The organism is Halanaerocella petrolearia, from assembly GCF_054657875.1.
In genome coordinates this window covers 801,936-824,792 of record NZ_BAAHXW010000001.1, presented here as the reverse complement: position 1 = coordinate 824,792, position 22,857 = coordinate 801,936, and the positions used below count along the sequence as shown (strand labels likewise).

27 protein-coding genes are annotated in these 22,857 nt (G+C 32.2%); 25 read left to right on the top strand and 2 right to left on the bottom strand.

Features of this window, described 5'->3' with window-relative positions:
* Positions 1-76 precede the first annotated feature (76 nt).
* Both ACYQ39_RS04220 and ACYQ39_RS04215 read right to left on the bottom strand, forming a co-directional pair.
* Positions 77-235 carry a FibroRumin family radical SAM-modified Cys-rich RiPP gene (locus tag ACYQ39_RS04220; RefSeq protein WP_459840622.1) on the bottom strand — a complete coding sequence of 53 codons (159 nt, stop codon included), beginning with the start codon at positions 233-235 and terminating at the stop codon, positions 77-79.
* A 20-nt stretch (positions 236-255) separates the two neighbouring features.
* Positions 256-426, bottom strand: coding sequence for a hypothetical protein (locus ACYQ39_RS04215; RefSeq protein ID WP_459840621.1), 171 nt, complete (start codon positions 424-426; stop codon positions 256-258).
* A gap of 483 nt (positions 427-909) precedes the next feature.
* Between ACYQ39_RS04215 and ACYQ39_RS04210 the strand changes: the two genes are divergently transcribed.
* The 25 genes from ACYQ39_RS04210 (at position 910) to trmD (ending at position 22,857) form a co-directional block, all read left to right on the top strand.
* A complete protein-coding gene (locus tag ACYQ39_RS04210) occupies positions 910-1,914 on the top strand; it encodes a S66 family peptidase (protein ID WP_459840620.1) in 1,005 nt (334 codons plus the stop codon).
* 917 nt (positions 1,915-2,831) lie between these two features.
* On the top strand, positions 2,832-3,152 hold the full coding sequence (locus ACYQ39_RS04205; protein ID WP_459840619.1) for a hypothetical protein: 321 nt from the start codon (positions 2,832-2,834) through the stop codon (positions 3,150-3,152).
* A gap of 139 nt (positions 3,153-3,291) precedes the next feature.
* A complete protein-coding gene (locus ACYQ39_RS04200; RefSeq protein ID WP_459840618.1) occupies positions 3,292-3,585 on the top strand; it encodes a type II toxin-antitoxin system Phd/YefM family antitoxin in 294 nt (97 codons plus the stop codon).
* Entirely contained in the window at positions 3,582-3,905 is a 324-nt protein-coding gene (locus ACYQ39_RS04195; RefSeq protein WP_459841648.1) for a type II toxin-antitoxin system RelE family toxin, read from the top strand. The genes ACYQ39_RS04200 and ACYQ39_RS04195 overlap by 4 nt, the downstream gene beginning before the upstream one ends.
* 279 nt (positions 3,906-4,184) lie before the next feature.
* Positions 4,185-5,396 carry a S41 family peptidase gene (locus tag ACYQ39_RS04190; RefSeq protein ID WP_459840617.1) on the top strand — a complete coding sequence of 404 codons (1,212 nt, stop codon included), beginning with the start codon at positions 4,185-4,187 and terminating at the stop codon, positions 5,394-5,396.
* A 175-nt stretch (positions 5,397-5,571) separates the two neighbouring features.
* Positions 5,572-6,795, top strand: a complete 1,224-nt coding sequence (locus tag ACYQ39_RS04185; RefSeq protein ID WP_459840616.1) for a hypothetical protein — start codon at positions 5,572-5,574, stop codon at positions 6,793-6,795.
* Positions 6,796-7,032: 237 nt separating this feature from the next.
* Positions 7,033-7,488 (top strand): HXXEE domain-containing protein, encoded by a 456-nt coding sequence (locus ACYQ39_RS04180; protein WP_459840615.1) that lies wholly within the window; start codon positions 7,033-7,035, stop codon positions 7,486-7,488.
* Entirely contained in the window at positions 7,475-7,726 is a 252-nt protein-coding gene (locus ACYQ39_RS04175) for a PD-(D/E)XK nuclease family transposase (RefSeq protein ID WP_459840614.1), read from the top strand. Before ACYQ39_RS04180 ends, ACYQ39_RS04175 begins: the two co-directional genes overlap by 14 nt.
* Positions 7,723-7,857 (top strand): type II toxin-antitoxin system RelE/ParE family toxin, encoded by a 135-nt coding sequence (locus ACYQ39_RS04170; RefSeq protein WP_459841646.1) that lies wholly within the window; start codon positions 7,723-7,725, stop codon positions 7,855-7,857. Before ACYQ39_RS04175 ends, ACYQ39_RS04170 begins: the two co-directional genes overlap by 4 nt.
* A gap of 445 nt (positions 7,858-8,302) precedes the next feature.
* Entirely contained in the window at positions 8,303-8,506 is a 204-nt protein-coding gene (locus tag ACYQ39_RS04165) for a cold-shock protein (protein ID WP_459840613.1), read from the top strand.
* Positions 8,507-8,742: 236 nt separating this feature from the next.
* Positions 8,743-9,375 carry a DUF2953 domain-containing protein gene (locus ACYQ39_RS04160; RefSeq protein WP_459840612.1) on the top strand — a complete coding sequence of 211 codons (633 nt, stop codon included), beginning with the start codon at positions 8,743-8,745 and terminating at the stop codon, positions 9,373-9,375.
* Positions 9,368-9,841: a GerW family sporulation protein gene (gene ytfJ, locus ACYQ39_RS04155; protein ID WP_459840611.1), complete on the top strand. Its 474-nt coding sequence runs from the start codon at positions 9,368-9,370 to the stop codon at positions 9,839-9,841. Before ACYQ39_RS04160 ends, ytfJ begins: the two co-directional genes overlap by 8 nt.
* A 69-nt stretch (positions 9,842-9,910) precedes the next feature.
* Positions 9,911-11,032, top strand: a complete 1,122-nt coding sequence (locus ACYQ39_RS04150; RefSeq protein ID WP_459840610.1) for a D-alanyl-D-alanine carboxypeptidase family protein — start codon at positions 9,911-9,913, stop codon at positions 11,030-11,032.
* A gap of 29 nt (positions 11,033-11,061) precedes the next feature.
* Positions 11,062-11,793, top strand: a complete 732-nt coding sequence (locus ACYQ39_RS04145) for a pseudouridine synthase (RefSeq protein ID WP_459841644.1) — start codon at positions 11,062-11,064, stop codon at positions 11,791-11,793.
* Positions 11,786-12,793, top strand: a complete 1,008-nt coding sequence (locus tag ACYQ39_RS04140; protein ID WP_459840609.1) for an elongator complex protein 3 — start codon at positions 11,786-11,788, stop codon at positions 12,791-12,793. Before ACYQ39_RS04145 ends, ACYQ39_RS04140 begins: the two co-directional genes overlap by 8 nt.
* A gap of 92 nt (positions 12,794-12,885) precedes the next feature.
* Positions 12,886-13,146: a stage V sporulation protein S gene (locus ACYQ39_RS04135; RefSeq protein ID WP_459840608.1), complete on the top strand. Its 261-nt coding sequence runs from the start codon at positions 12,886-12,888 to the stop codon at positions 13,144-13,146.
* A gap of 140 nt (positions 13,147-13,286) precedes the next feature.
* A complete protein-coding gene (gene smc, locus ACYQ39_RS04130) occupies positions 13,287-16,844 on the top strand; it encodes a chromosome segregation protein SMC (RefSeq protein ID WP_459840607.1) in 3,558 nt (1,185 codons plus the stop codon).
* A gap of 55 nt (positions 16,845-16,899) precedes the next feature.
* Positions 16,900-18,033, top strand: coding sequence for a peptidase S7 (locus tag ACYQ39_RS04125; RefSeq protein WP_459840606.1), 1,134 nt, complete (start codon positions 16,900-16,902; stop codon positions 18,031-18,033).
* 29 nt (positions 18,034-18,062) lie between these two features.
* On the top strand, positions 18,063-19,112 hold the full coding sequence (ftsY, locus tag ACYQ39_RS04120; protein WP_459840605.1) for a signal recognition particle-docking protein FtsY: 1,050 nt from the start codon (positions 18,063-18,065) through the stop codon (positions 19,110-19,112).
* 80 nt (positions 19,113-19,192) lie between these two features.
* The gene (ylxM, locus tag ACYQ39_RS04115) at positions 19,193-19,561 is read left to right on the top strand and encodes a YlxM family DNA-binding protein (RefSeq protein ID WP_459840604.1); all 369 of its coding nucleotides are present in this window, start codon (positions 19,193-19,195) and stop codon (positions 19,559-19,561) included.
* Positions 19,558-20,901, top strand: a complete 1,344-nt coding sequence (gene ffh, locus ACYQ39_RS04110) for a signal recognition particle protein (RefSeq protein ID WP_459840603.1) — start codon at positions 19,558-19,560, stop codon at positions 20,899-20,901. Before ylxM ends, ffh begins: the two co-directional genes overlap by 4 nt.
* A gap of 62 nt (positions 20,902-20,963) precedes the next feature.
* Positions 20,964-21,227: a 30S ribosomal protein S16 gene (gene rpsP, locus ACYQ39_RS04105; protein WP_459840602.1), complete on the top strand. Its 264-nt coding sequence runs from the start codon at positions 20,964-20,966 to the stop codon at positions 21,225-21,227.
* A gap of 22 nt (positions 21,228-21,249) precedes the next feature.
* Positions 21,250-21,480 (top strand): KH domain-containing protein, encoded by a 231-nt coding sequence (locus tag ACYQ39_RS04100; RefSeq protein WP_459840601.1) that lies wholly within the window; start codon positions 21,250-21,252, stop codon positions 21,478-21,480.
* Between the two features lie 120 nt (positions 21,481-21,600).
* The gene (gene rimM / locus ACYQ39_RS04095) at positions 21,601-22,107 is read left to right on the top strand and encodes a ribosome maturation factor RimM (protein ID WP_459840600.1); all 507 of its coding nucleotides are present in this window, start codon (positions 21,601-21,603) and stop codon (positions 22,105-22,107) included.
* 9 nt (positions 22,108-22,116) lie between these two features.
* On the top strand, positions 22,117-22,857 hold the full coding sequence (gene trmD, locus ACYQ39_RS04090; protein ID WP_459840599.1) for a tRNA (guanosine(37)-N1)-methyltransferase TrmD: 741 nt from the start codon (positions 22,117-22,119) through the stop codon (positions 22,855-22,857).

Here is a 22,857-nt window from a genome sequence, read left to right as displayed (position 1 = left end):
AGATTACTTTTGAACTTATTTGTTGAATTTATTATAATTAAGAAATAAGTAATATTTATAAAACATTTTCTAAGTACTACCAAGGTAATTCGCAATTATCTGTAATTCTACAAGAGCAGGCACAAGTACAACTATTACAAGCTACACAAGCACATTTAGCAGCTACAGAATTAACATTATTTAAATTACCATAAACTTTATTAAAGTCTTCTTTATTAGGAACAAGAATACTCATAAAAGCACCTCCTTTAAATATTATATCCAATCAACCATATTATCTTTTAAAGTAGTAGATTTACATTGACACATACATCCAGTACATTGACTAGGACATATTTCTGCCGAAAAAATATCTGATTCATTTAAATTCCCATAAACTGTTTGAAAATCTTTCTTTTCTGGTTTAATAAAACCTTTATCTGCCATATTATCCCTCCCTTCAACAATATAAATTTTACCATAATATAAATAGGGTGTCAAGTATGGTAGTAATAAAAAGAATATAGAAGTTTATGGTCATTAGATTGATTTAATTAGTTTTAAATTTTTCTATTGAGTAATAATAGGCTAAAATTAATTAATACTTTATAATACCAGTCTTTAAACTTAAATATTTTGTTATTAAAAAAGGGATTGAAAAAACTAGTAAAACAGAGTATAAAATAATAATATCTAAATAAATAATAATAATTACACTAGATTATTCATAGAAGTTGATAATAGATGATTTATAATAACGTACGTCAGATAACAGCAGATTAACGACATCCCAGGCGATGGACATAAATGAAGGCTGGGATGAGTTACATAAGGTTTTAATTTAATTAGGAGTTAGGAACGTTAATGGAGACGTCGTGAACCTGCGGGACGTTAGGTGAAATGTTACTTTGCTTGAAAGGAGAGGTTATCATGAATTTTAAAAAATTAAAAAGGGGAGATACAATAGGTTTCTATTCTCCTTCTTGCCCAGCAACTAATACTGCTCCAAAAAGATTTCAAAGAGCTAAAGAATATCTTGAAAAGAAAGGTTTTAATTTATTAGCTGGTAAATTGACTGGTAAAAAAGATTTTTATAGATCGGGTAATATAAAAGATCGAGCAGAAGAATTGAATGAATTAATTAGAAATCCTGAAGTTAAATGTATTATGTCAGTAATTGGGGGAACAAATTCTAATTCAATATTACCGTATATTGAGTATGAAGCATTTAAGAAAAATCCTAAGATTATGATAGGTTATTCAGATGTAACTGCTATTTTATTAGCTATATATTCTAAAACTGGGATAAAGACTTTTTATGGATCAGCTCTAATTCCTTCATTTGGAGAATTTCCTCCTTTTGTTCATGAAACATATAATTATTTTAGTGATATTTTAATAGAAGAACAAAGTTTTCCTTATATTTATGAACAACCAAAGTACTGGACAGATGAACATATAAATTGGGAAGAGAAAGAAAGGGAAAAAGTTAAAAATAAAAATGAGTGGATAACGGTTAATAAAGGAAAAGTAGTTGGAAGAGTAATTGGTGGAAATTTAAATGCTATGACTGGAATTTGGAACAGTCAATATATGCCTAAAATAAAAAAAGGGGACATTTTATTCATTGAAGATACGATGAAAACAGCATCACATATGGAAAAATTATTTTCATTACTTAGAGTAAGTGGGGTATTTGATAAAATATCTGGGATTATTTTAGGTAAACATGAGTTATTTGATGACCAAGGAACTGATAGAGAACCTTATGAGATATTAGAAGAAGTTTTAAGAGAAAAAGATATACCATTTTTAGCTAAATTTGATTGCTGTCATACTCATCCAATGTTTACTTTGCCTATTGGTTCAAAAATTGAATTAGATGTTACTAACAAAAAAGTAAGTATATTAGATAGTCCGTGGGGTAGCACTTAACCTAACAGCGGATTAGCTACATTTCAGTTATGAGCACAAATGAGAATTGGGGCTGACTTATGTAAGATTGTAGCTTTAATTAGAAGCTTGGAGCGTTAGCGGGGACGTCGCGAACCTGCGGGACGTTATGTGACATACCTGACTAATTATAGAGATTTTAAAAGCCTAATATTATTTTTTTATAAACTAAATGGAAGTATTAATCATATTAGGAATAGATTGATTGAGGTTGACGAGGATTGAAGTTAATATCAAATTTGAGAGTAGTAGCAAGGGATAACTTATATAATTAACAGACTATAGTATTAGAATATAGATTTAAATTAGATAGCAGTTGCTGTCTAAGTAATTGGGAGCAGAGATAAATTGAACTAAGTTTGAAATTAGGTACTTTTGGAGTAATTATTGAGGTGAGCAGAAGTATAACAAGAAGAAGTTGCAGAGGGGTTTAAGGAATTAATCAATCCTCTTTTTTAAATTTTTTTAGTAAGGATAATAAGAGTAACTTTTACTAAATAGTAGAGAGTTTATATGAAATGTGAGAGAAAAGAGTAATCTATGTGCTTTTAAAAACTGAAAGGGTTGTTGAGGAAAATGAAAATATAGTAGTTTTTAAAGTAATAGTAGAGCAAGCTGATGTCAGGTACGGTCACATAACATAGGCTTATAGACATCAATGAAATTACGGAGCAGAAAGAAGTGTTGATTTATGAAATTCAGAGTATAGAAAAATAATTGCGGGTGCATTAATGGAAGAGGGACGTTAGACGAAAGAACTAAATTTATTTATGAGGATTATTTTTAGATAAATAATAAATATGAAACAAATAATTAAACTATGTAAAGTGACTTGATAAATTGTTGACAGATGAGAGATATGATCTATATAACTTTTTTAATATAGGAGGTAAGATTGCGTGAATAAAGAAAAAATAGATGAAATAATTAAAGAAAAAGTAGATAGTTTAACAGAACTCAAAACTGATGGAATGATTAAAGAATTAAAGGAAATTGCTGAACTTCTTGAAGAATCTGATTATGAAAAAGAGTATCCAGAGTTATACGAAGCTAAACAAAAGTGGATACATGATTATATTAGCAATATAAAAGGGGCTAAACGTGAAAGAAAGAAGGTTATAGAATTATTGAGAAATGGTGTAAAAGTTGAGAAAATAGCTGAATCAGTTTTTCTATCAAAAGAAGAAATTAAAGAAATCAAGGAAGAGATTAATATTTAGGATTATGCCTTTCAGAATATTAAAACAATCATTTGATTGATTATACATAAAATTTTATGTATAATATTATTAAGAAATAAAATAATATATTATGAAACTATTGTTGGTAAAAGTATATAATATATTGGAGGTGAAGAAAATGGCAATGTTAGAGATAGATCGAGATAATATGGTTTCCTCTTCTGAAGTTGTACGTAATTTTAGCAAAATGCTTGATAAATCTAAGGAGAACCCATTATTTATTATGAGAAATAATGACATTGAAGGAATAATGATGGATATAGAAGAATACGAAATGTTGTTGAAAAAAATAGAGTATTTAGAAAATTTACTAGAAGATGAATATATTGAAGATAGAATCAAGGATAGAAAAAAAGAATTTGATTTAGACGATGCAATAGAAGAAGAAATTATGGAGATGTTGGATAAATAGGGGGCTTAGAAAGGGAAATAATTTTTCATCCAGAAGTCAAAGAAGATATAGAGGAACTAGATGGGAGGGTGAGAAAAAGATTTAAAAAGACCTTAAAGAAAATAAAAAGAGCTCCCAGATTAGGAAAGCCATTAGGGAATAAAGGAGAAATTGATTTATCAAGCTGTTTAAAGATGTATTTTAATAGCAAAAAATATAGAGTAGTATATGAAATCTTAGACAATAATAAAATTATTATTTGGTCAGTAGGGAAACGTGAAGCTGAAGTAGTATATTTTAATGCTTATAAAAGAATATTGAAAGAAGGAAGAGAGGAATAATCCTCTTTTCTTTTTTTACATATCAATTGGATAAATCATACAAGATTATTATTAAAATCTTGTATATGGTAAATATTGTTTAATAGAGGGGGCGTTCCATCGTCTAACATGGGCTTAGCGACATATGAGCCTTGGTAGAACGGCAGAGATGACTTATATCAGATTGTATTGTTTTAACGAATGAGATTGATTTTATCGGAAGTAAGCGCGGACGTCTTGAAGCCTAGGGCCGTTATATGACATGTGGCTTAGATTTAACTTTTAAGAGGGGGAATTTTAATGAAAAAAAGAATGGAAATCTTTTTATTGTTGGGATTGGCTTTAATTTTAGTGATAAGTGGTTGTCTTAAAAACGATAAATTATCTAAGAAGGAAAAGCTAGAAGATTTTAATGAATTATATAAAGTTTTAAAAGATAATTATCCTTATTTTAAAATAAAAGAGAGAGAAACAGGTTATAATTGGTTGGCGCATAAAGATGAATTTGAAGCAATGGTAGCTAATACACAGAATAATATTGAATTTTATAAAGCCCTGAAAAAGATAGTAGAAAAAGTGGGAAATGGTCATACAGAAATTGTTAGTCCTCAATCTTATCAAAATTGGAAAGAATTATATACTAATGTTAGCAAAAAAGAAAAATATAAAGATAAGTTAGCTCCTTGGGTGAAAGTGTTAAATAATGAGACTTCAAAAGAAAGTTATTCTCTTTTACTAGAACAATTTAGAGAATATAAAGATAATCAAAATAATATTAATAAGACCTCTTCACGTTCAGAAGATAAATTGAAATTTAAAATTATAAAAGATAATAAGATTGCTTATGTTAAAATTCCTAGTTTCAGTCAAGATAAAAGAAAAAAGGATTACGATAAATTAATTAAATTTTGGAAGAAAACAAAAGATTATTCTAATTTAATTATAGATATTAGAGGTAATTCAGGAGGTTCTAGTTTATATTGGAGGAAAAATATTTTGCAACCTCTATTGACTAACCCTATTGAGTTTGAAACTTATTCTGTTTATAAAGGAGGCGAATATTCAAGTCCCTTTATAAAAGCCAGAGTAGATGAATTGTATTCAACGAGTGAGTTACCTACTAATAAATATTATCCGCCAGAAGTAAAGGAAAGCTTTAAGTATTTTAGTAAAAAAGTTAAAGAAATAAAACCTAAAAATTCAGTAGATTTTAGTGGTAATATATATGTTTTAGTGGATGAGAATATTTATTCAGCTTCTGAGACATTTTCTGTATTCTGTAAATCAACTAATTGGGCTACTTTAATTGGAGAAAGAACCGGAGGAGATGGAATAGGATTTGACCCTATTTTCTTTCCCATTCCTAATAGTGGTTTTCTGATAAGATTTCCAATAGATATGGGATTAAATTCTAGTGGAAAAGCAAATGAAGAGTATCATACTGTTCCTGATATAAGAACTAATACTCCTTTAAAGATAACACTTAATATTATAGATGGAAGTGATGAATAATTTTAAAATAGCCACACGTCATATAACAGAGGCTTAGCGACACTGGTAGAGGTACATAGGAGCAAAAGCTGGCTTCTGAAACACAGGATAGTAGAAATAGGTTGCGGTGGTTATGTCGCAGACGTGGCAAAACCTCGGGACGTTAGGTGAAATAGTACATATTAGGAGTGATAAAATGTCGAATGATTGGATTAAGAATTATATTCTTTTAGCTTTACGAATAGATAAAGCAGTGAGAAATTTAGGAGATTGGTTTGTTGATTGTTATTATGGACCCAAATATTTAAAAAGAACAGTTGAAAAAGAAACCATTAAATCTTCTAATTTTTTATTAAAAGAGGCTATAAAACTTGATGATTCTTTAAAAAATCAAGCTTTTACATCTAAACGTAAAAATTTTTTAAAAAAACAAGTTAAGGCAATGAGAACGATAACGAGAATTTTAGATAACAAAGATATTTCTTTAGAAGAGCAAATAGAGACTTGCCTTGATATTGAATTTAAATGGGTTTCAGAAGAACATTTTGAAAGGGGATTAAAACTCTATGACCAAGGCCTTCCGGGTAAAGGTAATATTAGAAAACGGTATACAAAATGGAATAATATGAATCAATTTTCTACAGAAAAGGTTAGTATAATAAAAAATATTATTGAAGATGTTTTATTAGAATTACGCAAAAGAACTAAAAGTTTATTTGATTTACCTGTTAAAGAAGAGGTTGACGTTTCAATAGTTACCGAAAAAAATTGGGGAGCAGCAAATTGGTATTTAGGTGATTTTAATTCACTTATGGAACTAAATATTGATTATCCAGTGAATTTGTTTTCTTTAGTTCCTCTTCTATGTCATGAAATTTATCCAGGACATCATACAGAATTTTCTTTTAAGGAAAAATATCTTGTATCTGAATCTGAATGTTCTGAAAATCAAATTTTTATTATTAATAGTCCGCAGCTTTTCATTGCAGAAGGAATTGCTGAAGTAGCTTTTGAAATTATTTTTACTTGTAAGGAGGCGGCTAATTGGTTAGAAAAAAATATTTATAAAAAATTAAATATAAAAACAGATGATGTTAATTTAAATAAATTGTTTAAAGCATCAAGAATTAATGCAATAGATCAGATTAGTGGTAATGTTATAATTATGCTAAATAACGAATGTTCCCGAGATGAAATTGTAAAATATATCAAAAAATATACTTTACGATCAGAAGAAACTGCAAATAAGCTTATTAATTCTCTTCAATCTTCTCCCTATAAAAGAATATATAATTTTTCATATTTTTGGGGGAAAAGATTAATTAAACGAGTGATGAAAGAAAAAAATGAAGTAGAAATTTTCAAAAGACTTTTAAAAGAACAAGTATATCCTTCATTGTTGAAAGAATGGTTGAATTAATCCATATGTACTACTTCACCTAACATAGGGTTAACGACATTTAGGCTAAGAGGTTAAACAAGGTTAAGGATTACATATGTAAATTTTGGAGAATAGACAAGTTATAAGAAGTTGAACTAGACGTCGCGAATGCTAGGGATGTTATCTGAAATTTTCAATTGATTTTAAAGTATGAATATAATAAAATTTCGATTCATTAAAAAATATACATAATTAATGTTTGAGATAATATTTTTAATGTCATTTACTTTGCATAATATTGAAGAAGGTATTTGGCTACCAATGTGGTCTAAGTATACTGGGAAATATAATAAAACAGTTGAAAATAATGAATTTCATTTTGCACTACTTGTAGTAACAGTTTTAGGATATTTATTAACATTTCTGTTTTTAATATTTGGAAGTTCTTATAATATAATTAAGTATTTATATTTAGGCTTTTTATTAATGATGTGTTTTAATGCAATTTTTCCTCACTTATTAGCAACAGTTGTCCTAAAAAGGTATGCTCCCGGTACAATTACAGGCTTAATGCTCAATTTGCCAATTGGTTTATTTATTATATTTGGAAAATACAGAAATGAGTTTGAGTTTTCTAAATTAATTATTGGATTTATTACGATAACAATTATAGTATTGCTTTTAATCCATCTATCATTTAAAGTTGGTAAAAGAATAATTGATACATATTAATTTTTATATTAACTATAAAAATTTTGTATTGTATTTATTTTTAAATAGTGTTTTTGGTAATAAAGGTAGTGAAGAAGAAATAGTAGAGATAATAATAGAAAACTCAGATATAGATAAAGGTTGGAAAGATGATAAATATTCAAGATTAGATATTAAAGCAATAACTAGCAATAGTACAAAAGTTAATATAGAAATTCAACGTTTTGTAAATGGAAAGAAACTAAAAAAGGATATATAGTACCAGTAAGAAGTTTAAAGATGTATTTTAATAGGAAAAAATATAGGGTAGTATATGAAATATTAGATGATAATAAAATTATTATTTGGTCAGTAGGAAAGCGTGAATCTGCAGGACATTATGTGACATAGCACAGCAGAAGTCATTAAACTTTTAGATAAGAGGAGACAAAAATGAATAAACAGACTTTGAAAATAATGAGTTAGCGGGTTGGGGGTTAACGCATGATGATGGTGCACTAGTATTTTTACATATTTTACCTAAGTTTAGGGGGGAGGTTATGGGAAGAATATAGTTAAGGCATTAATAAAAAAGAAAAGAGAACTAGAAAACCTAAGCTATTATTTTTATTGATATAAAAGAGGAGGGAAGACATGGGAGATAAGAATCTTACTATGGCATAAAAAATATAGGAATTAATTAGTAGATTTGATATATAATTGATTTTAATTAACTTATATCTTTATTGAAAGTATAAATTTGTTGACAAATATAAAGCTATGTGCTATTATTAAAAAGGCTGATAAAAAATTGTTTATTAGTCTTTTTTAAAATTGCTAGGAGGAATTATTTATAATGAAAGAACAAGGTACTGTTAAGTGGTTTGATGGAGAAAAAGGTTATGGATTTATTGAGCGAGAAGAAGGCGACGATGTATTCGTTCACTTCTCTGCAATTGAAGAAGAAGGATTCAAGAATTTAGAAGATGGTCAAGCGGTAGAATTTAACGTTGTTGAAGGAGACCGTGGACCGCAAGCTGAAGATGTCGTTAAGCTATAATTAGTATAACATAGATTGCGATGTTTAAGCCCTGGATTTTCCAGGGCTTTTATTCTTTTTTGAATACTTTAAAAATTAAAAATAAAAAGAGCCCTAATCTTACTAAGGTTAGGGCTCTTTTTATTTTTTGTGGAGTATATAATTTCTAGTTTTTGTAACACTAATAATTAGAATTATTAGATTCTCTTTCTGAGATATATTTTTAGACTAATTTTTGACTGGGAAAGGAAGAGAGTATGTTACAATTATTAATTTTAATTCTAATTTCAGGGTTATTAGTGCTATTATACTTATTACCTATTAGAGTAAAGGTTGATTTTAAACGACAAAAGGAGAAAGATAATGCTGATTTGGAGATAGAGAGTTATTTTTTTAATCACCAATTAGAACTTTCTTACTTAGATATAAAAGGTATTTTATATCCATTTTTTATAGTAAAGGGTCAAATGGCTGGGTTGATAGATGAAGAGTTATTAATTAGCGAGGAACTAGAAGAAGAAGAGATAGAGGAGTTACTTAAATTTTTAAATCATCTGCAAGGAATTGTTGAGCAGATAGAGCCTATTTCTTTTTTTTCTGATCATTGTACATATCTTTTTTGGCAGACTGATTTTGGTCTACAGAAACCAGCTTTAACAGGGATAGCATCTGGAGCACTTTGGGGAATTAAAGGAGCAATTGTAGCTGGGCTGAGAAATTATTTTAAGTTTAGTACACAACCAATTATTAATGTAGAACCTAATTTTGATGAAGCTAAACCTTTATCTGTTAAATTCAAGGGTATATTCAAATTCAGATTAGGAAATATTATACTTATGGGAGGTAAAGTAGCCTTTTATGAGCTAAAAAGGAGGTTAAAATATGGGTGATCATCCAATAGAAGGCTTAATGGATGCTGCTATGGAGAATATTCAACAGATGGTTGATGTCAATACAATTGTTGGAGATGCGGTAGAGACTAAAGAAGGTACTGTGATTATACCTATCTCTAAAGTCAACTTTGGCTTTGGAGCTGGTGGTGCTGAGTATTCATTGCCTAAAGAAGAGGAAAAAAAGAAGAAGAAAGAAAACTCTAATCAATCAGGTTTTGGTGGTGGTAGTGGGGCTGGAGTAATGCTTAATCCTATGGCTTTTTTAGTAGTTGAACAGAACCAAGTTAGGCTACTGCCAGTTACTAATGATGCAATGTTAGATCGGGTATTAAATTTAGCTCCACAATTGATTAATCAGATCCAAAATATGGGTAAGAAGAATAATCAAGGAGAAAAACGGGCAAAACAAGAGCAGGCTCAGGCTCAAACTAAGGCTGAAGAGAGAGCAGATATGAAACTTTAAATTAAGGGCTGAGTTTGAGTTTGGTCTCAATCTCAGCCTGCTTTTAAGTTTAAGGTCGGAGGTGAAGTAATGAGAAAGTATTTGTTTAGTATAGTATTATCATTGTTAATAGTGTTAATTGCTAGTCAAGTGTTGTTAGCTAGACCACAGGTTACAGCTCGGGCAGCTATTTTAATTGATGGGGATACAGGAGAGATTCTTTATAAAAAGAATATTCATCAACGGCGTCCACCAGCTAGTACAACTAAGATTATGACTGGTATCTTAGCTATTGAAGAAGGGAATTTATCTGATAAGGTAACAGCTAGTAAACGGGCTGCCTATGAAGGTGGTTCTTCTATCTACTTAGCTCCTAATGAGACATTACCATTACGTGAGTTAGTTTATGGTTTATTAGTTAAGTCAGGAAATGATGCTGCTGTGGCTATTGCTGAACATATTGCTGGGTCAGTTGAAGAGTTTGCTAAGATGATGAATCAAAAAGCTAGAGAAATAGGTGCTCTCAATACTCATTTTGCTAATCCTAATGGATTACCTAATGATGACCATCTAACGACCGCTTATGATTTGGCCCAAATTGCTCGTTATGCTCTAGATAATAATTTTTTTGCTAAAGTAGTTTCCACACCAAAAAAGCGGATTTCTTGGCCACAACATAGCTGGGATAGGATTTTAACTAATACTAATAAATTATTGACTCGTTCAGATATAGTAGATGGAGTTAAGACTGGTTATACTGATGCAGCAGGAAGATGCTTAGTTGCTTCTGCTACTGAGCAGGGCCAACAGCTAATCAGTGTTGTATTAAAGAGTGGGGATATCTGGTCAGATTCATTAGCCCTTTTAAATTATGGATTCAATAATTTTCAGCCGGTAGAAGTAGTAGCAAAAGATGAAGTGATAGAGACAATAGAACTTGATAATGAACTAACTTTAGATGTTAAAGCAGCTAAAGATTTTAAGATGATATTGGAGAATCAAGAAGAAGTTAAGATTAAGAAGGTGATCGATATTAATGATGATTTGGAGTTACCTATTAATGTTGGAGATAAAGTAGGAACCTTAACTATCTATGACCAGCGGGATAATCTATTAGGGCGAATAGAGTTATTAGCAGCTAAAGAGATACCTGCTCCTAGTTGGCAGAACTTCTTTAATCAAATTGCAAGCAGGATTCAGACCTACTTTTAGTGAAGATAGATAAATTGAGGTGATAGATGATGAAGAGATTACAGAAATTAATGGCCCATGCAGGTATAGCATCAAGAAGAAAATCAGAAGAAATAATTAAAGATGGTAGAGTTAAGATTAATGGTGAAGTAGTAACTGAATTAGGAATTAAAGTTGATCCACTACAGGATACAATTAAGGTTGATGGTCAGAAGTTAGAACAAGAGAAACCAGTTTATCTACTTTTGAATAAGCCTCAGGATGTAATTACTACAGTTGATGATCCTCAAGGTAGAAAGACAGTAGTTGATTTAGTAGATGTTAAAGAGAGAGTTTATCCAGTAGGCCGGTTAGATTACGATACAGAAGGGCTACTATTACTGACTAATGATGGAGATGTAACTTATGCTTTAACTCATCCTAGTCATCAGGTAGGCAAGAAGTATATAGCTACTGTAGAAGGCGCAGTTGATGATGAAGCTATTGATAAGTTAGAAGAAGGAGTTAAATTAAAAGATGGCTGGACAGCTCCTGCCCAAGCTGAATTGGTAGTTGAGATGGGTAGTCGATCGATTATTTCTTTAGAAGTTCATGAAGGTAGAAAGCATCAGGTTAAGAGGATGTGTAAGAAGGTAGGCCATTCTGTTTTAGAGTTAAAGCGGATTAAAGTTGGCCCGTTAACTTTAGATCAACAATTAAAGCCTGGTCAATATAGAAATTTAACTAAAGAAGAAGTAGCTAAATTAAAAGAGATAGTAAAACAGGTTAAGGAAGATGAGTAAGCAGAATTACATAATACCAGTTTTTGTTCCTCACTTTGGTTGTCCTCATGACTGTGTCTTCTGTAACCAAGAGGAGATTACAGGAATTAATAGTCGAATTACAGCTCATGAGGTAGATAAGCAGATTGATGAATACTTAACGACTATTCCTAAAAGTGCCAGACAGGTTGAAGTAGCCTTTTATGGTGGTAGCTTTACTGGTATTAGTCGAGAGTATCAGAAAGAATTGTTATCGGTGGCTAACAATAGGTTACAGCAAGGTGGCTTAACAGGAATTCGTTTATCAACACGACCAGATTACATAACTAATGATATCCTAGATTTTTTACAGAATTATGGTGTGACAACAATTGAGTTAGGAGTTCAATCATTAGATAATCAGGTATTAAACGTTGCTGGAAGAGGACATAACAGAAGTGATGTGCTAAAAGCAGTTGGATTAATTAAAGAGTATCAATTTAAATTAGGTCTACAAGTTATGCCAGGCTTACCTGGCAGTGATCTTGAATCTGATCTACAGACAGCTAAAGAGATAATAGAGCTTGGCCCTGATTTTACTCGCATATATCCAACGTTAATTATTAAAGGAACAGAACTAGAGAGATTATATCATCAAGGAGAATATCAGCCTCTTGAACTATCAGCAGCAGTTGAGTTGACAGCCAAGATTTTAGTAGAGTTTAAAGCGGCCAAGATACCAGTAATTAGAGTCGGTTTACAGCCTTCTGATGGTGTCAGTCAAGAAGAGGTTGTAGCTGGTCCTTTTCATCCTTCCTTTAGACAGCTAGTAGAAGCAAGATTAATGTTAAAGAAGATAGTAAATAAGTTAGCAGATAAAGAATATAAAGAGTTAACTTTAGTAGTTAATCCTAAAGATATCTCTAATTTACGAGGTCAGAAAAATAGAAATGTAACTTATTTGGAAGATAATTATAAGTTAGAGGAGATTAATATTGAAGTTAATGAAGATCTAGCTAGAGGAGAAGTAGAGATTCAATAACCAAAAAATTAAATTTTTATGAATAATTGTACTAGTAGTCGATTATAAATTAGTTGAGGAAGATAAATAAAGTATCTAAAGGAGGATTAGATATGGAAATGTTGAAAGTATCATCGAATTCAAGGCCTAAATCTGTGGCAGGAGCTTTAGCTGCTGTATTAAGAGAAGAAGGCACTGCAGAATTACAAGGAATTGGAGCAGGGGCTATTAATCAAGCAGTAAAAGCAATTGCTATTGTAAGAGGTTTTGTAGCTCCTAATGGTATGGATTTAATTACTATTCCGGCTTTTGCTGAAGTTGAAATTGATGGTGAAGAAAGAACTGCTATTAAGTTTATTGTAGAACCGCGCTAGAGGCTAAGAATTAGTTAGAGTAAGATACCAACCACCTATCTACCATTGTGTAGATAGGTTTTTATTTTGTCTTGATTTATGCTACAATTTATATAGCATGACTTTACTTCTTGTAAATTATAATACTGGAGAGGATATAAATGTTATTAAAGAATATAAAGATGAAAGGCTTTAAGTCTTTTGCTAATCGGGTTAAAGTTGATTTCAAACCATCTGTTACTGGAGTTATTGGCCCTAATGGTAGTGGTAAGAGTAATATTGCTGATGCTATTAGATGGGTGTTAGGTGAACAGAGTGCTAAAGCTCTACGTGGTAGCAAGATGAAAGATGTTATCTTTGCTGGTAGTGATAAACGGCGAGCTTTAAGTAAAGCAGAAGTTTCCTTAACGTTAGATAATAGTGATGGCCAGTTAGATATAGATTATGATCAAGTCACTATTACTCGTCGAGTAACTAAGGATGGTAGAAGTGATTACTTAATTAATAATAATCGTTGTCGATTAAAAGATATAAGAAAGTTACTATTAGATACTGGAATGGGTAAAGAAGCCTATTCTATTATTGGACAAGGGAAGGTAGAGTCTATCTTAAATGGACAAGCTGCTGACCGACGAGGACTATTTGAGGAAGCAGCTGGAATTACTAAGCATAAACAGAGAAAAGAAGAAGCAGTTAGTAAATTAGAAGATAATCAACAGAACTTACAGCGGATTGAAGATATAGTTAGTGAGGTAGAACGTCAGTTAGGACCCTTAGAGAAAGAAGCTACTAAAGCTAAAGAGTATAAAGAATATCAAGCTGAATTAGAAGAGATAGAAGTTAATCTATTACTTAATAAGTATGCTCAACTTGAGGAAGAACTAGATGAGAAGATAGCTGCTAAACAACAGTTGTCTTATCAACTAACAAATGTTAAGGCAAAAGTTAGTGAATATGATGTAAAGATAAGTAACTATGAAGAAGATGTAGAAGATTTGACTTCCAAAATTGAAGAGAGACGGAGTCGATTATTTACTGTAAAGAGTGAAGTAGAGGGTCTGAAGAATAAGTTAGAGTTGGCTGTAGAACGTAAAGGTGATTTGGGCCAACAGAAGGATAAATTAAGCTCTGAAATTAAAGAAGCTAGAAATAAGATTGAGTTGGCCCAGCAGAAGATAAAAGACCAGCAAAAGAAAGAAGACCAACTAGCAGATTCATTGATAACTAAAAAGAATAAATTAAAGAGTAAACAAGAGAAGTTAGAGCAGATTAAGTCTCAATTAGCAGAGACTACTACTGCTAAAGAAGAGATGCGTGATAATCGCTTACAGCAGGCTAATCAGATTAATCAACAAGAACATAGACTAGAGACAATCAAGAAGGAATTGGCTCGTTATCAGAAACAGATAGCTGGTACAAAAGAGTCTAAAGTAGAGTTAGAAAAGAAATTAGAAGAAGTTAGAGAGAATAAAAAGGATAAAAGCCAACAATTAGAACAGATCAAAGCTGATTTATCTTCAAGCCAACAGAGATATCAAGCTAAAGTAAGTAAAAAGAAAGAGGTAACAGCTGAGTTTAAAGAATTAGAGAATGAATATGATACTTTAAAGCATAAAATAGATAATAAAAAATCACGGCTAGAAGCTTTAGAAGGATTGGCTGAAAATTATGCGGGTTATTATCGAGGTGTTAAGAGTCTATTACAGGTTGCTGATAGAGGCAGGTTAACAGGGATCTGTGGTGTAGTAGCTGAGTTGATTGAAGTAGATAAAGATTATGAGACAGCTATTGAAGTAGCTTTAGGTAGTGCTTTACAGAATGTAATTGTAGAGGATGATAAAGTAGGAGAAGAAGCTATTAATTATCTAAAAGAAAATAATAAAGGGCGAGCTACTTTATTACCTTTAAATTTAATTAATCCTCGTAGTTTAAGAAATCAGGAAAAGAAAGCTTTAGAGCTAGAAGGTGCTTTAGGAGTAGCTGCACAATTAATTAATTATGATTCTAAATATGATTCTGCTATTAAGAATCTGTTAGGTAGAGTAATTATAGCTACTAATACTAGACAGGCTGTTGAAATCTCTAAGGCAGCTAATCAACGTGTCAAAGTAGTTACTTTAGATGGTGAGGTTATTCGACCTGGTGGAGCTATGACTGGAGGTAGCTATAATCGAGATAATAATCTATTAGGTCGGTCACGAGAGATTAATGAGTTAAAGAGTAAAGTAGAAGATTTAGATGTTAAGTTAGAAGAAATAGGAAACTTAGGTATAGAAAAGAAAGATCAGATAATGACATTAGACAAAGAATTACAAGGTTTATCTTCAGAAATACATCAACTAGAGTTGCAGCAGGCAACAGTAGATAAAGATTATCAACAGCTTAAAGGACAAGCCAATCGTCTGTTAGAAGAAGTAGCAACTAAAGATAATAAGCTTGATAGTTTAGAACAAGAAGTAACTACTTTAAAAGAGCAAAAAGAAGATCTGGCTACTAACTTAAATCAATTGAATACAGCTAATAGTTTAGAAGATTCTTTAGCAGAATTAGCAGAAGAGATTAAGGTTTTAGAAAGAAAAAAAGAAGAAGTTAGTAATAATATTACTGATTTAAAGATAGAGGTTGCGTCTATAGAACAACAACAGAAACAATCTAGACAAGAAATTGATAAACAGCAGGAGTTAATCAAGCAACTTAAAGAAGAGATTGGTAACAAAAAATCTAGAATTAATAGAATAGATAATAAGGCTAAGCAGTTAGCTAATAAGAAAGAAGAGTTGACTGCAGCTAAAGAAGAAAAAGGAAAAAAAGTAGTTCAGTTAGGAGAGGTAGTAAATAAGTTACAGTCAGATAGAAAAGAGTTTAAGGCTAAGATTAAAGAGACTCAGAATAAGTCACAGGAGATAAGAGAAAAGTTAGGGAAATTACAGACAGAGTATAATGGGATAAAAGTTAAGTTAGGGCAGCTAGAAGTTAAATTAGATAATATTGAAGAGAAGTTGGCCCAAGAATATGAATTAGAGGTTTATGATAAATTAAAAGAAAGAAAAGATGTTGCTGATTATGACCAAGCTGAGAGTAAGATTAAAGAGTTAAAGAGTAAGATGAAGAAATTAGAACCAGTTAATTTAGGGGCAATAGCAGAGTATGATAGTTTAAGTAAGCGTTATAGTTTCTTACAAGAGCAGCATCAAGATCTGATAGAAGCTAAAGAGTCTTTACAGCAGGTTATTGCTGAGATTGAAGAAGAGATGGAGGAGAAGTTTTTAGCTACCTATCAGGAGGTTAAAGCAGAGTTTGAGAGTATTTTTGTTGATCTTTTTGAAGGAGGAGAAGCAGAATTATCTTTAACTGATAGTGATAATTTATTAGAGACTGAAATCAAGATTAATGCTCAACCTCCAGGAAAGAAGTTACAAAAGCTATCTTTAATGTCTGGAGGAGAGAAAGCATTAACAGCAACTGCTTTAATTTTTGCTTTACTAAAAGTTAATCCAAGTCCATTCTATATTTTAGATGAATTAGATGCTCCTCTTGATGATGCTAATGTTAATCGTTTTGCTCAGTACTTAGATAAATTATCTGATAAAGCACAGTTTATTATAATTACTCACCGAAAAGGAACAATGCAAGTAGCTGATGCTCTATATGGAGTTACTATGGAAGAGTCAGGAGTTTCACAACTTGTTTCTCTAGAATTAAGTGACTTGGCAGGATAGAATAGTATATAAACTAATTAGATTAGAAAAAATAATGAAGAAGGGGTAGAAAATAATGGAGATTAAGGGGCTAGCTAATTTTATTATTGAAAGAATGGTAGAAAGAAGTAATCATTTAAGTCAAGGGCGAGCAGTAGGAGCACTTGGCTTTGTTAATCAAGATGGTTACATAGATGCTATTAGTGAATTAGTAGATGGAGGTTTATCAGGACTTCCGCAACGGATGATGTTGTCTAAGTTAGTAGAGACAGAGGATGAGTCTCTGTTAGAAGCTTTAAATCAATTGCCTGATAATGTAGTATTAATTATAACCAATCCAGGTAAGACAGGTATTATAGTTGATACCGGTGGAATTAATATTTTTGGTTGTCCTATTGTAAAGATCGGTGTTAAGATGGGCCAACCGGCTGGGGTGGGGATTATTCATCCTAGAGAAGATTATTTTGAGTTGGCTACTCAGTCAGAGCAGATTCAGCTTGAACGATTGACTGCTAAGACAATGGATGAAGAACGAGAAGTCTTAAGAAAGATGTCTCAACGGCGATTAAAGTACTTAGAAATCTGTGAAGAGCTAGCAGCTGTTGAGTTATCAGAACGTAAATTTGATTTAGAGCTATCTACTCAAGAAGAATGGCAGATTCCCTATACTGAAATTAATTCTTTATCGCAAGAATTTGCTCAAAGTCTGATACAGAAGTCACTTGAGGTAGAGCGGGGCCGAGAAGTAGCTGCTATTGGAGAAGTAAGAGATGGTCATGTTGTTCAGAAGGGTGAGATAGTAGTAGGAGGTATGGGATATGTTCCTTCACGTATGTTAGCTTCAAGTTATACAGATATTTCTGGTATCTCTCTACGTGATGCTTATCAGAATAAGATTCCCCATAATGTAGTTATTGTACATACACATCCTGGTGCTACAGGAGTAATGCATATGGGAGATGCTATGGCTGGCCCAGGTACTTGGGGGCGTCCAATAATTGCTATTGGTCATGATAAAGAAGGAGATATCAAAGGGGCAACTACAATTGAGTTATTACCTAAGGTTGCTCAATTGGCTAAAGAGTATGAGAAGATGGGCCAACAGTTTTATCAAGCTGAAACACCAGAGGAGGAAGCTAGGATTAGAAAGCGGCGCTTTGGAATTGCCCAAGAATATACTGATTTATGTAAAGCAATTGAGATTAAGTAATTATTAATACAAACAAGAGGAGGATTAATATGTTAAAGAAGATTTTTGGTTTTGGAAAGGGTAAAGAAGAGGAAGAAGATATTAAAGAAGAATCAGAGGAAGAAATAAGTGAAGTAATAGAAGATGAAAGTAAGGAAGAGGAGGAAGATAAAGGAGGATTATTCAACCGTTTAAAGAAAGGGTTAAGTAAGACAAGAAAAGGTTTTGTTGATCAGATTCAAGGCTTATTTAAAGGATATTCTACTATTAATGATGAATTATTTGAAGATTTAGAAGAGATTTTAATTCAAGCTGATGTAGGAGTCCATACAACAATGAAGTTAGTAGAAAAATTAAAGACTAGAGCTGATGAAGAGAAGATTAAAGAGCCTTCTAAATTAACAAAGATACTTAAAGAAGAGTTGACTGAATTATTAGATGGACAGACTGAAGTTGAGAAACAGGATAAACCAACAGTCTTAATGGTAGTAGGAGTCAATGGTGTAGGAAAGACAACTACTATTGGGAAGATTGCTCAACGAGCTAAAGGGGCAGACAAGAAAGTATTACTAGCAGCAGGTGATACCTTTCGAGCAGCAGCTATTGAACAGTTACAGGCTTGGTCTTCTCGTGTAGGAACTGATATTATTTCTCATCAAGAGGGAGCAGATGCAGCAGCAGTAGCTTATGATGCAGTAGAAGCTGCTAAGTCTAGAGAAACTGATTTATTAATTGTTGATACAGCAGGTCGGCTACATACTCAAGACAATTTGATGCAGGAGTTACAAAAAGTAAAGAAGGTAATTACTAATCAAGCAGGAGATGAAATGAAGGTTGAAGTTTTATTGGTTCTAGATGCTACAACAGGTCAAAATGCAGTCTCACAAGCTAAAAAGTTTGATCATGCTGTAGATGTAGATGGGATTGCTTTAACTAAACTAGATGGAACTGCTAAAGGTGGAGTTGTTATTTCTGTTAAAGAAGAGTTAGATATTCCAATTAAGTTGATTGGGGTAGGAGAAGATGTAGCTGATTTACAAGACTTTGAGGCTGATTCCTTTATTGCTGCTTTATTTGATGAACGTGCCTTAACTGCTTGACAAAGTTAAGAAGTTATGTTATATTATATCTCGGTGTTAAGTCATAATACTTAACGCCTAATTGGATTGCAGGTGATTCTGTGTTAGATTTAGAACGAGTTGTTAAGGTAGGTAGATTATTTAGTCTATATAGTTCTTTATTGACTGAAAAACAACAGGATTTAGTAGAACTTTATTATTATCATGATCTGTCATTAGGTGAAATTGCTAAACAGCAAGATATAAGTCGCCAGGCAGTCTATGACAATATAAAACGTGCTGAAGCAGCGCTCAAGAAGTATGATAAAAAGTTGGAATTGACTACTTATTATGATGCAATTCAAACTGAAATAGATAAACTATCAACTATAATAGATCAGATTCGCCCCAAATTAGAATCAGAAGAATTGGCTGAGTTAGAAGGGATATTGGCCCGACTAGAGACTTATCAAGAGGGGGAGTTAGAGTGATCTTTGAGGGATTATCTGAAAAGTTACAGAATGCTTTTGATAAATTGAAGGGAAAAGGAAAGTTATCTGAAGATGATGTAAAAACGGCTTTACGAGAGGTAAAGTTGGCCCTGTTAGAAGCAGATGTAAATTATAAAGTAGTTAAAGATTTTATTAAAAAGGTAGAAGAAAGGTCTGTAGGGCATGAGGTATTAGAGAGTTTAACTCCAGCCCAGCAGGTAATTAAGATAGTTAATGAAGAGTTAACAGATCTAATGGGAGGAACGCAGAGTAAAGTTAGCTTTGCTTCTAATCCTCCAACAGTAATTATGATGTCTGGTTTACAGGGTGCTGGTAAGACAACTACTGTTGGTAAGTTAGCTAAAAAATTTAAGAATGAGGGTAAGAATCCTCTTTTAGTAGCAGGAGATGTTTATAGACCAGCAGCTATTAAACAGTTACAGGTGTTAGGTGATAGATTAGATCAACCTGTCTTTAGTATGGGTGATGAACAAGACCCTGTAGATATTGCAAAAGCTGGTATTAGTCATGCTGAGTCTAATGGACATGATGTAGTAATTATAGATACAGCTGGTCGACTTCATATTGATGAGAAGTTGATGGATGAACTAAAGCAGATTAAATCAGAAGTGGTTCCACATGAGATTCTATTAGTTGTTGACGCTATGACTGGTCAGGATGCTGTCAATGTTGCTGAAGAATTTGATGATGCTTTAGGTGTAGATGGCGTTGTCTTAACCAAGTTAGATGGTGATGCTCGTGGTGGTGCTGCTTTATCTATTAGCTCTGTAACTGGTAAACCGATTAAATTTGTTGGTACTGGAGAAAAGTTGGATAATTTAGAGGCTTTCCATCCAGATAGAATGTCTTCTAGAATCTTAGGTATGGGAGATGTACTAAGTTTAATTGAAAAAGCTGAAGAACAGATGGATGAAGAGAAAGCTAAAGAACTAGAAGAGAAACTACGCCGTAAGGAATTTACCTTAGAGGACTTTTTAGATCAGTTAGAGCAAGTAAGGAATATGGGGCCACTTGATGAATTACTAGGTATGATTCCAGGTGTAGGACAGAAGTTGAAGAACCTTAATATGGATGAGAAACAATTAGATTATATTGAAGCAATGATTAATTCTATGACTATAGAAGAGCGGCGTAATCCAGAGATGATTAATGGTAGTCGTCGACGACGTATTGCGCAAGGAAGTGGAACTTCAGTTCAACAGGTTAATCGATTATTGAAACAGTTTAAGCAGACTAAGAAGATGATGGATCAGCTAGGTGATGCACAAAAAGGAATGGCAGGTAAGATGAAAGGGAAAATGAACTTTCCTTTCTTTTAAATAAATATAAGCTATGAGTTTTTTACTCATAACTTACGATCAAATTAGAGGAGGTGACAAATATGGCAGTTAAGATTAGATTAAAGCGAATTGGTTCTAATAGAAATGCTGCTTTCAGATTAGTAGTTACTGATTCTCGTAATCCTCGTGATGGAGCATTTATCGAAGAAATCGGTTCTTATAACCCTACTACTGAGCCTGAAACTGTAGAAATTAATGAAGATAAGGCTTTAGAATGGTTACAAAATGGTGCTAAGCCTTCTGATACTATTCGTAATTTATTCAGTAAGGAAGGTATCATGAAGAAGTTTGATGAAATGAAGTAACCTTTAGCTGGAGGTGCTCTGTTTGAAAGAGCTATTAGAGTTAATTGCTAAAAATATTGTTGATAACCCACAGGAAGTTAAAGTAACCAATGTGGAAGGTTCTAGGTCTGTTATTCTAGAACTTGAAGTTGCTGATGAAGATATGGGTAAGGTAATTGGTAAAAAAGGGCGGATTGCCAAAGCAATTCGAACTGTAGTTAAAGCAGCAGCAACTAAACAGGACAAGCGGGTTATTGTAGAAATTATACAGTAAAGGTTAGAGAAGGCTAGAGCTAAAAGCTCTAGCCTTTTGTTATTTTAAAATTTAAGGTATATATTTGATATAAAAAAACCTAAACTATAATTATAAAGAATTGATGAGAGGTGAAATAAAGTGACAGAAGAACTAATTACTATGGGAAAAATAACACGCCATCAAGGTAATAAAGGAGAAGTACGTGTTAAAGCATTAACTGACTTTCCTGAACATTTTGAAGAGTTAGAAGAAGTTTATTTAATAAAAGGTCGTAATCAACTAGAAGTAACTATAGAACAAGTTAGATTCCATAAAGGATTTGTAATTCTTAAATTTATTGGTTGTGATGATATTGGTCAAGCTATTGAGTATAAAGGATATAAAATAAAGGTTCCTAAGTCAGAAACTAGAGAATTAGAGGAAGATAGTTATTATTTTTATCAGATAGTAGGTTTAGAAGTATATACTATAGAAGAAGAATATTTAGGAGAGGTTGAAAGTATCTTAGAGACAGGAGCTAATGATGTTTATGTAGTTACTGATGGAGAGGAAGAGATACTTATTCCTGCTCTTAAAGATGTTGTTGCAGAAGTAGATTTAGATAGTAACAAGTTAGAGGTTGAATTACCAGCTGGTTTAAGATAGGAGGATAGTATGCAATTTGATATTCTAACTTTATTTCCTGAAATGTTTAGTAATGTTTTGGATGCTAGTATTTTAAAACGGGCTCAAAAAGAAGAGTTAATTGATTTTAATCTACATAATATTCGTAATTATTGCCGGGATAAACATAATCAAGCTGATGATTATCCTTATGGTGGTGGAGTAGGTATGGTGCTTAAACCTGAGCCTATCTTTAGAGCTGTTGATAGTTTAGAGGTAGAAGATAAGACACCAGTTATATTCTTAACGCCACAAGGTGAAACTTTTAATCAATCTTTAGCTAAAGATTTAGTTCAAAAGGATAGGTTAGTTTTCTTATGTGGGCATTATGAAGGTATTGACCAGCGAGTTAGAAATGAGATAGTAACTCATGAAGTTTCAATTGGAGATTATGTCTTAACTGGTGGCGAGTTACCGGCTATGGTAATGATGGATGCTATTTCTCGTCTAGTACCTGGAGTGGTAGGTAGTTCAGAGTCAGTAGTTCAAGACTCTTTTTATCAGGGACTACTAGATTATCCTCAATATACTCGTCCACAAGAGTATCAAGGCTTAGAAGTACCTAATGTATTATTAAGTGGTAATCATGCTAAAATTGATAGATGGAGGAGAAAAAAGTCATTAGAGCAGACATTAATTAGACGACCAGATTTATTAGAAGAAAAGGAATTATCTAAGACAGATAAAGAGTTATTAGCTGAGATTAAAGTTGAGTTAGGAAAGGAAGGTTAA

Excerpts from the sequence above, each read along its gene's own strand:
- ACYQ39_RS04220 (WP_459840622.1), bottom strand. The coding sequence starts at position 235 with ATGAGTATTCTTGTTCCTAATAAAGAAGACTTTAATAAAGTTTATGGT.
- ACYQ39_RS04215 (WP_459840621.1), bottom strand. The coding sequence starts at position 426 with ATGGCAGATAAAGGTTTTATTAAACCAGAAAAGAAAGATTTTCAAACA.
- ACYQ39_RS04210 (WP_459840620.1), top strand. The coding sequence starts at position 910 with ATGAATTTTAAAAAATTAAAAAGGGGAGATACAATAGGTTTCTATTCT.
- ACYQ39_RS04200 (WP_459840618.1), top strand. The coding sequence starts at position 3,292 with ATGGCAATGTTAGAGATAGATCGAGATAATATGGTTTCCTCTTCTGAA.
- ACYQ39_RS04190 (WP_459840617.1), top strand. The coding sequence starts at position 4,185 with ATGAAAAAAAGAATGGAAATCTTTTTATTGTTGGGATTGGCTTTAATT.
- ACYQ39_RS04185 (WP_459840616.1), top strand. The coding sequence starts at position 5,572 with ATGTCGAATGATTGGATTAAGAATTATATTCTTTTAGCTTTACGAATA.
- ACYQ39_RS04180 (WP_459840615.1), top strand. The coding sequence starts at position 7,033 with ATGTCATTTACTTTGCATAATATTGAAGAAGGTATTTGGCTACCAATG.
- ACYQ39_RS04165 (WP_459840613.1), top strand. The coding sequence starts at position 8,303 with ATGAAAGAACAAGGTACTGTTAAGTGGTTTGATGGAGAAAAAGGTTAT.
- ACYQ39_RS04160 (WP_459840612.1), top strand. The coding sequence starts at position 8,743 with ATGTTACAATTATTAATTTTAATTCTAATTTCAGGGTTATTAGTGCTA.
- ytfJ (WP_459840611.1), top strand. The coding sequence starts at position 9,368 with ATGGGTGATCATCCAATAGAAGGCTTAATGGATGCTGCTATGGAGAAT.
- ACYQ39_RS04150 (WP_459840610.1), top strand. The coding sequence starts at position 9,911 with ATGAGAAAGTATTTGTTTAGTATAGTATTATCATTGTTAATAGTGTTA.
- ACYQ39_RS04145 (WP_459841644.1), top strand. The coding sequence starts at position 11,062 with ATGAAGAGATTACAGAAATTAATGGCCCATGCAGGTATAGCATCAAGA.
- ACYQ39_RS04140 (WP_459840609.1), top strand. The coding sequence starts at position 11,786 with ATGAGTAAGCAGAATTACATAATACCAGTTTTTGTTCCTCACTTTGGT.
- ACYQ39_RS04135 (WP_459840608.1), top strand. The coding sequence starts at position 12,886 with ATGGAAATGTTGAAAGTATCATCGAATTCAAGGCCTAAATCTGTGGCA.
- smc (WP_459840607.1), top strand. The coding sequence starts at position 13,287 with ATGTTATTAAAGAATATAAAGATGAAAGGCTTTAAGTCTTTTGCTAAT.
- ACYQ39_RS04125 (WP_459840606.1), top strand. The coding sequence starts at position 16,900 with ATGGAGATTAAGGGGCTAGCTAATTTTATTATTGAAAGAATGGTAGAA.
- ftsY (WP_459840605.1), top strand. The coding sequence starts at position 18,063 with ATGTTAAAGAAGATTTTTGGTTTTGGAAAGGGTAAAGAAGAGGAAGAA.
- rpsP (WP_459840602.1), top strand. The coding sequence starts at position 20,964 with ATGGCAGTTAAGATTAGATTAAAGCGAATTGGTTCTAATAGAAATGCT.
- trmD (WP_459840599.1), top strand. The coding sequence starts at position 22,117 with ATGCAATTTGATATTCTAACTTTATTTCCTGAAATGTTTAGTAATGTT.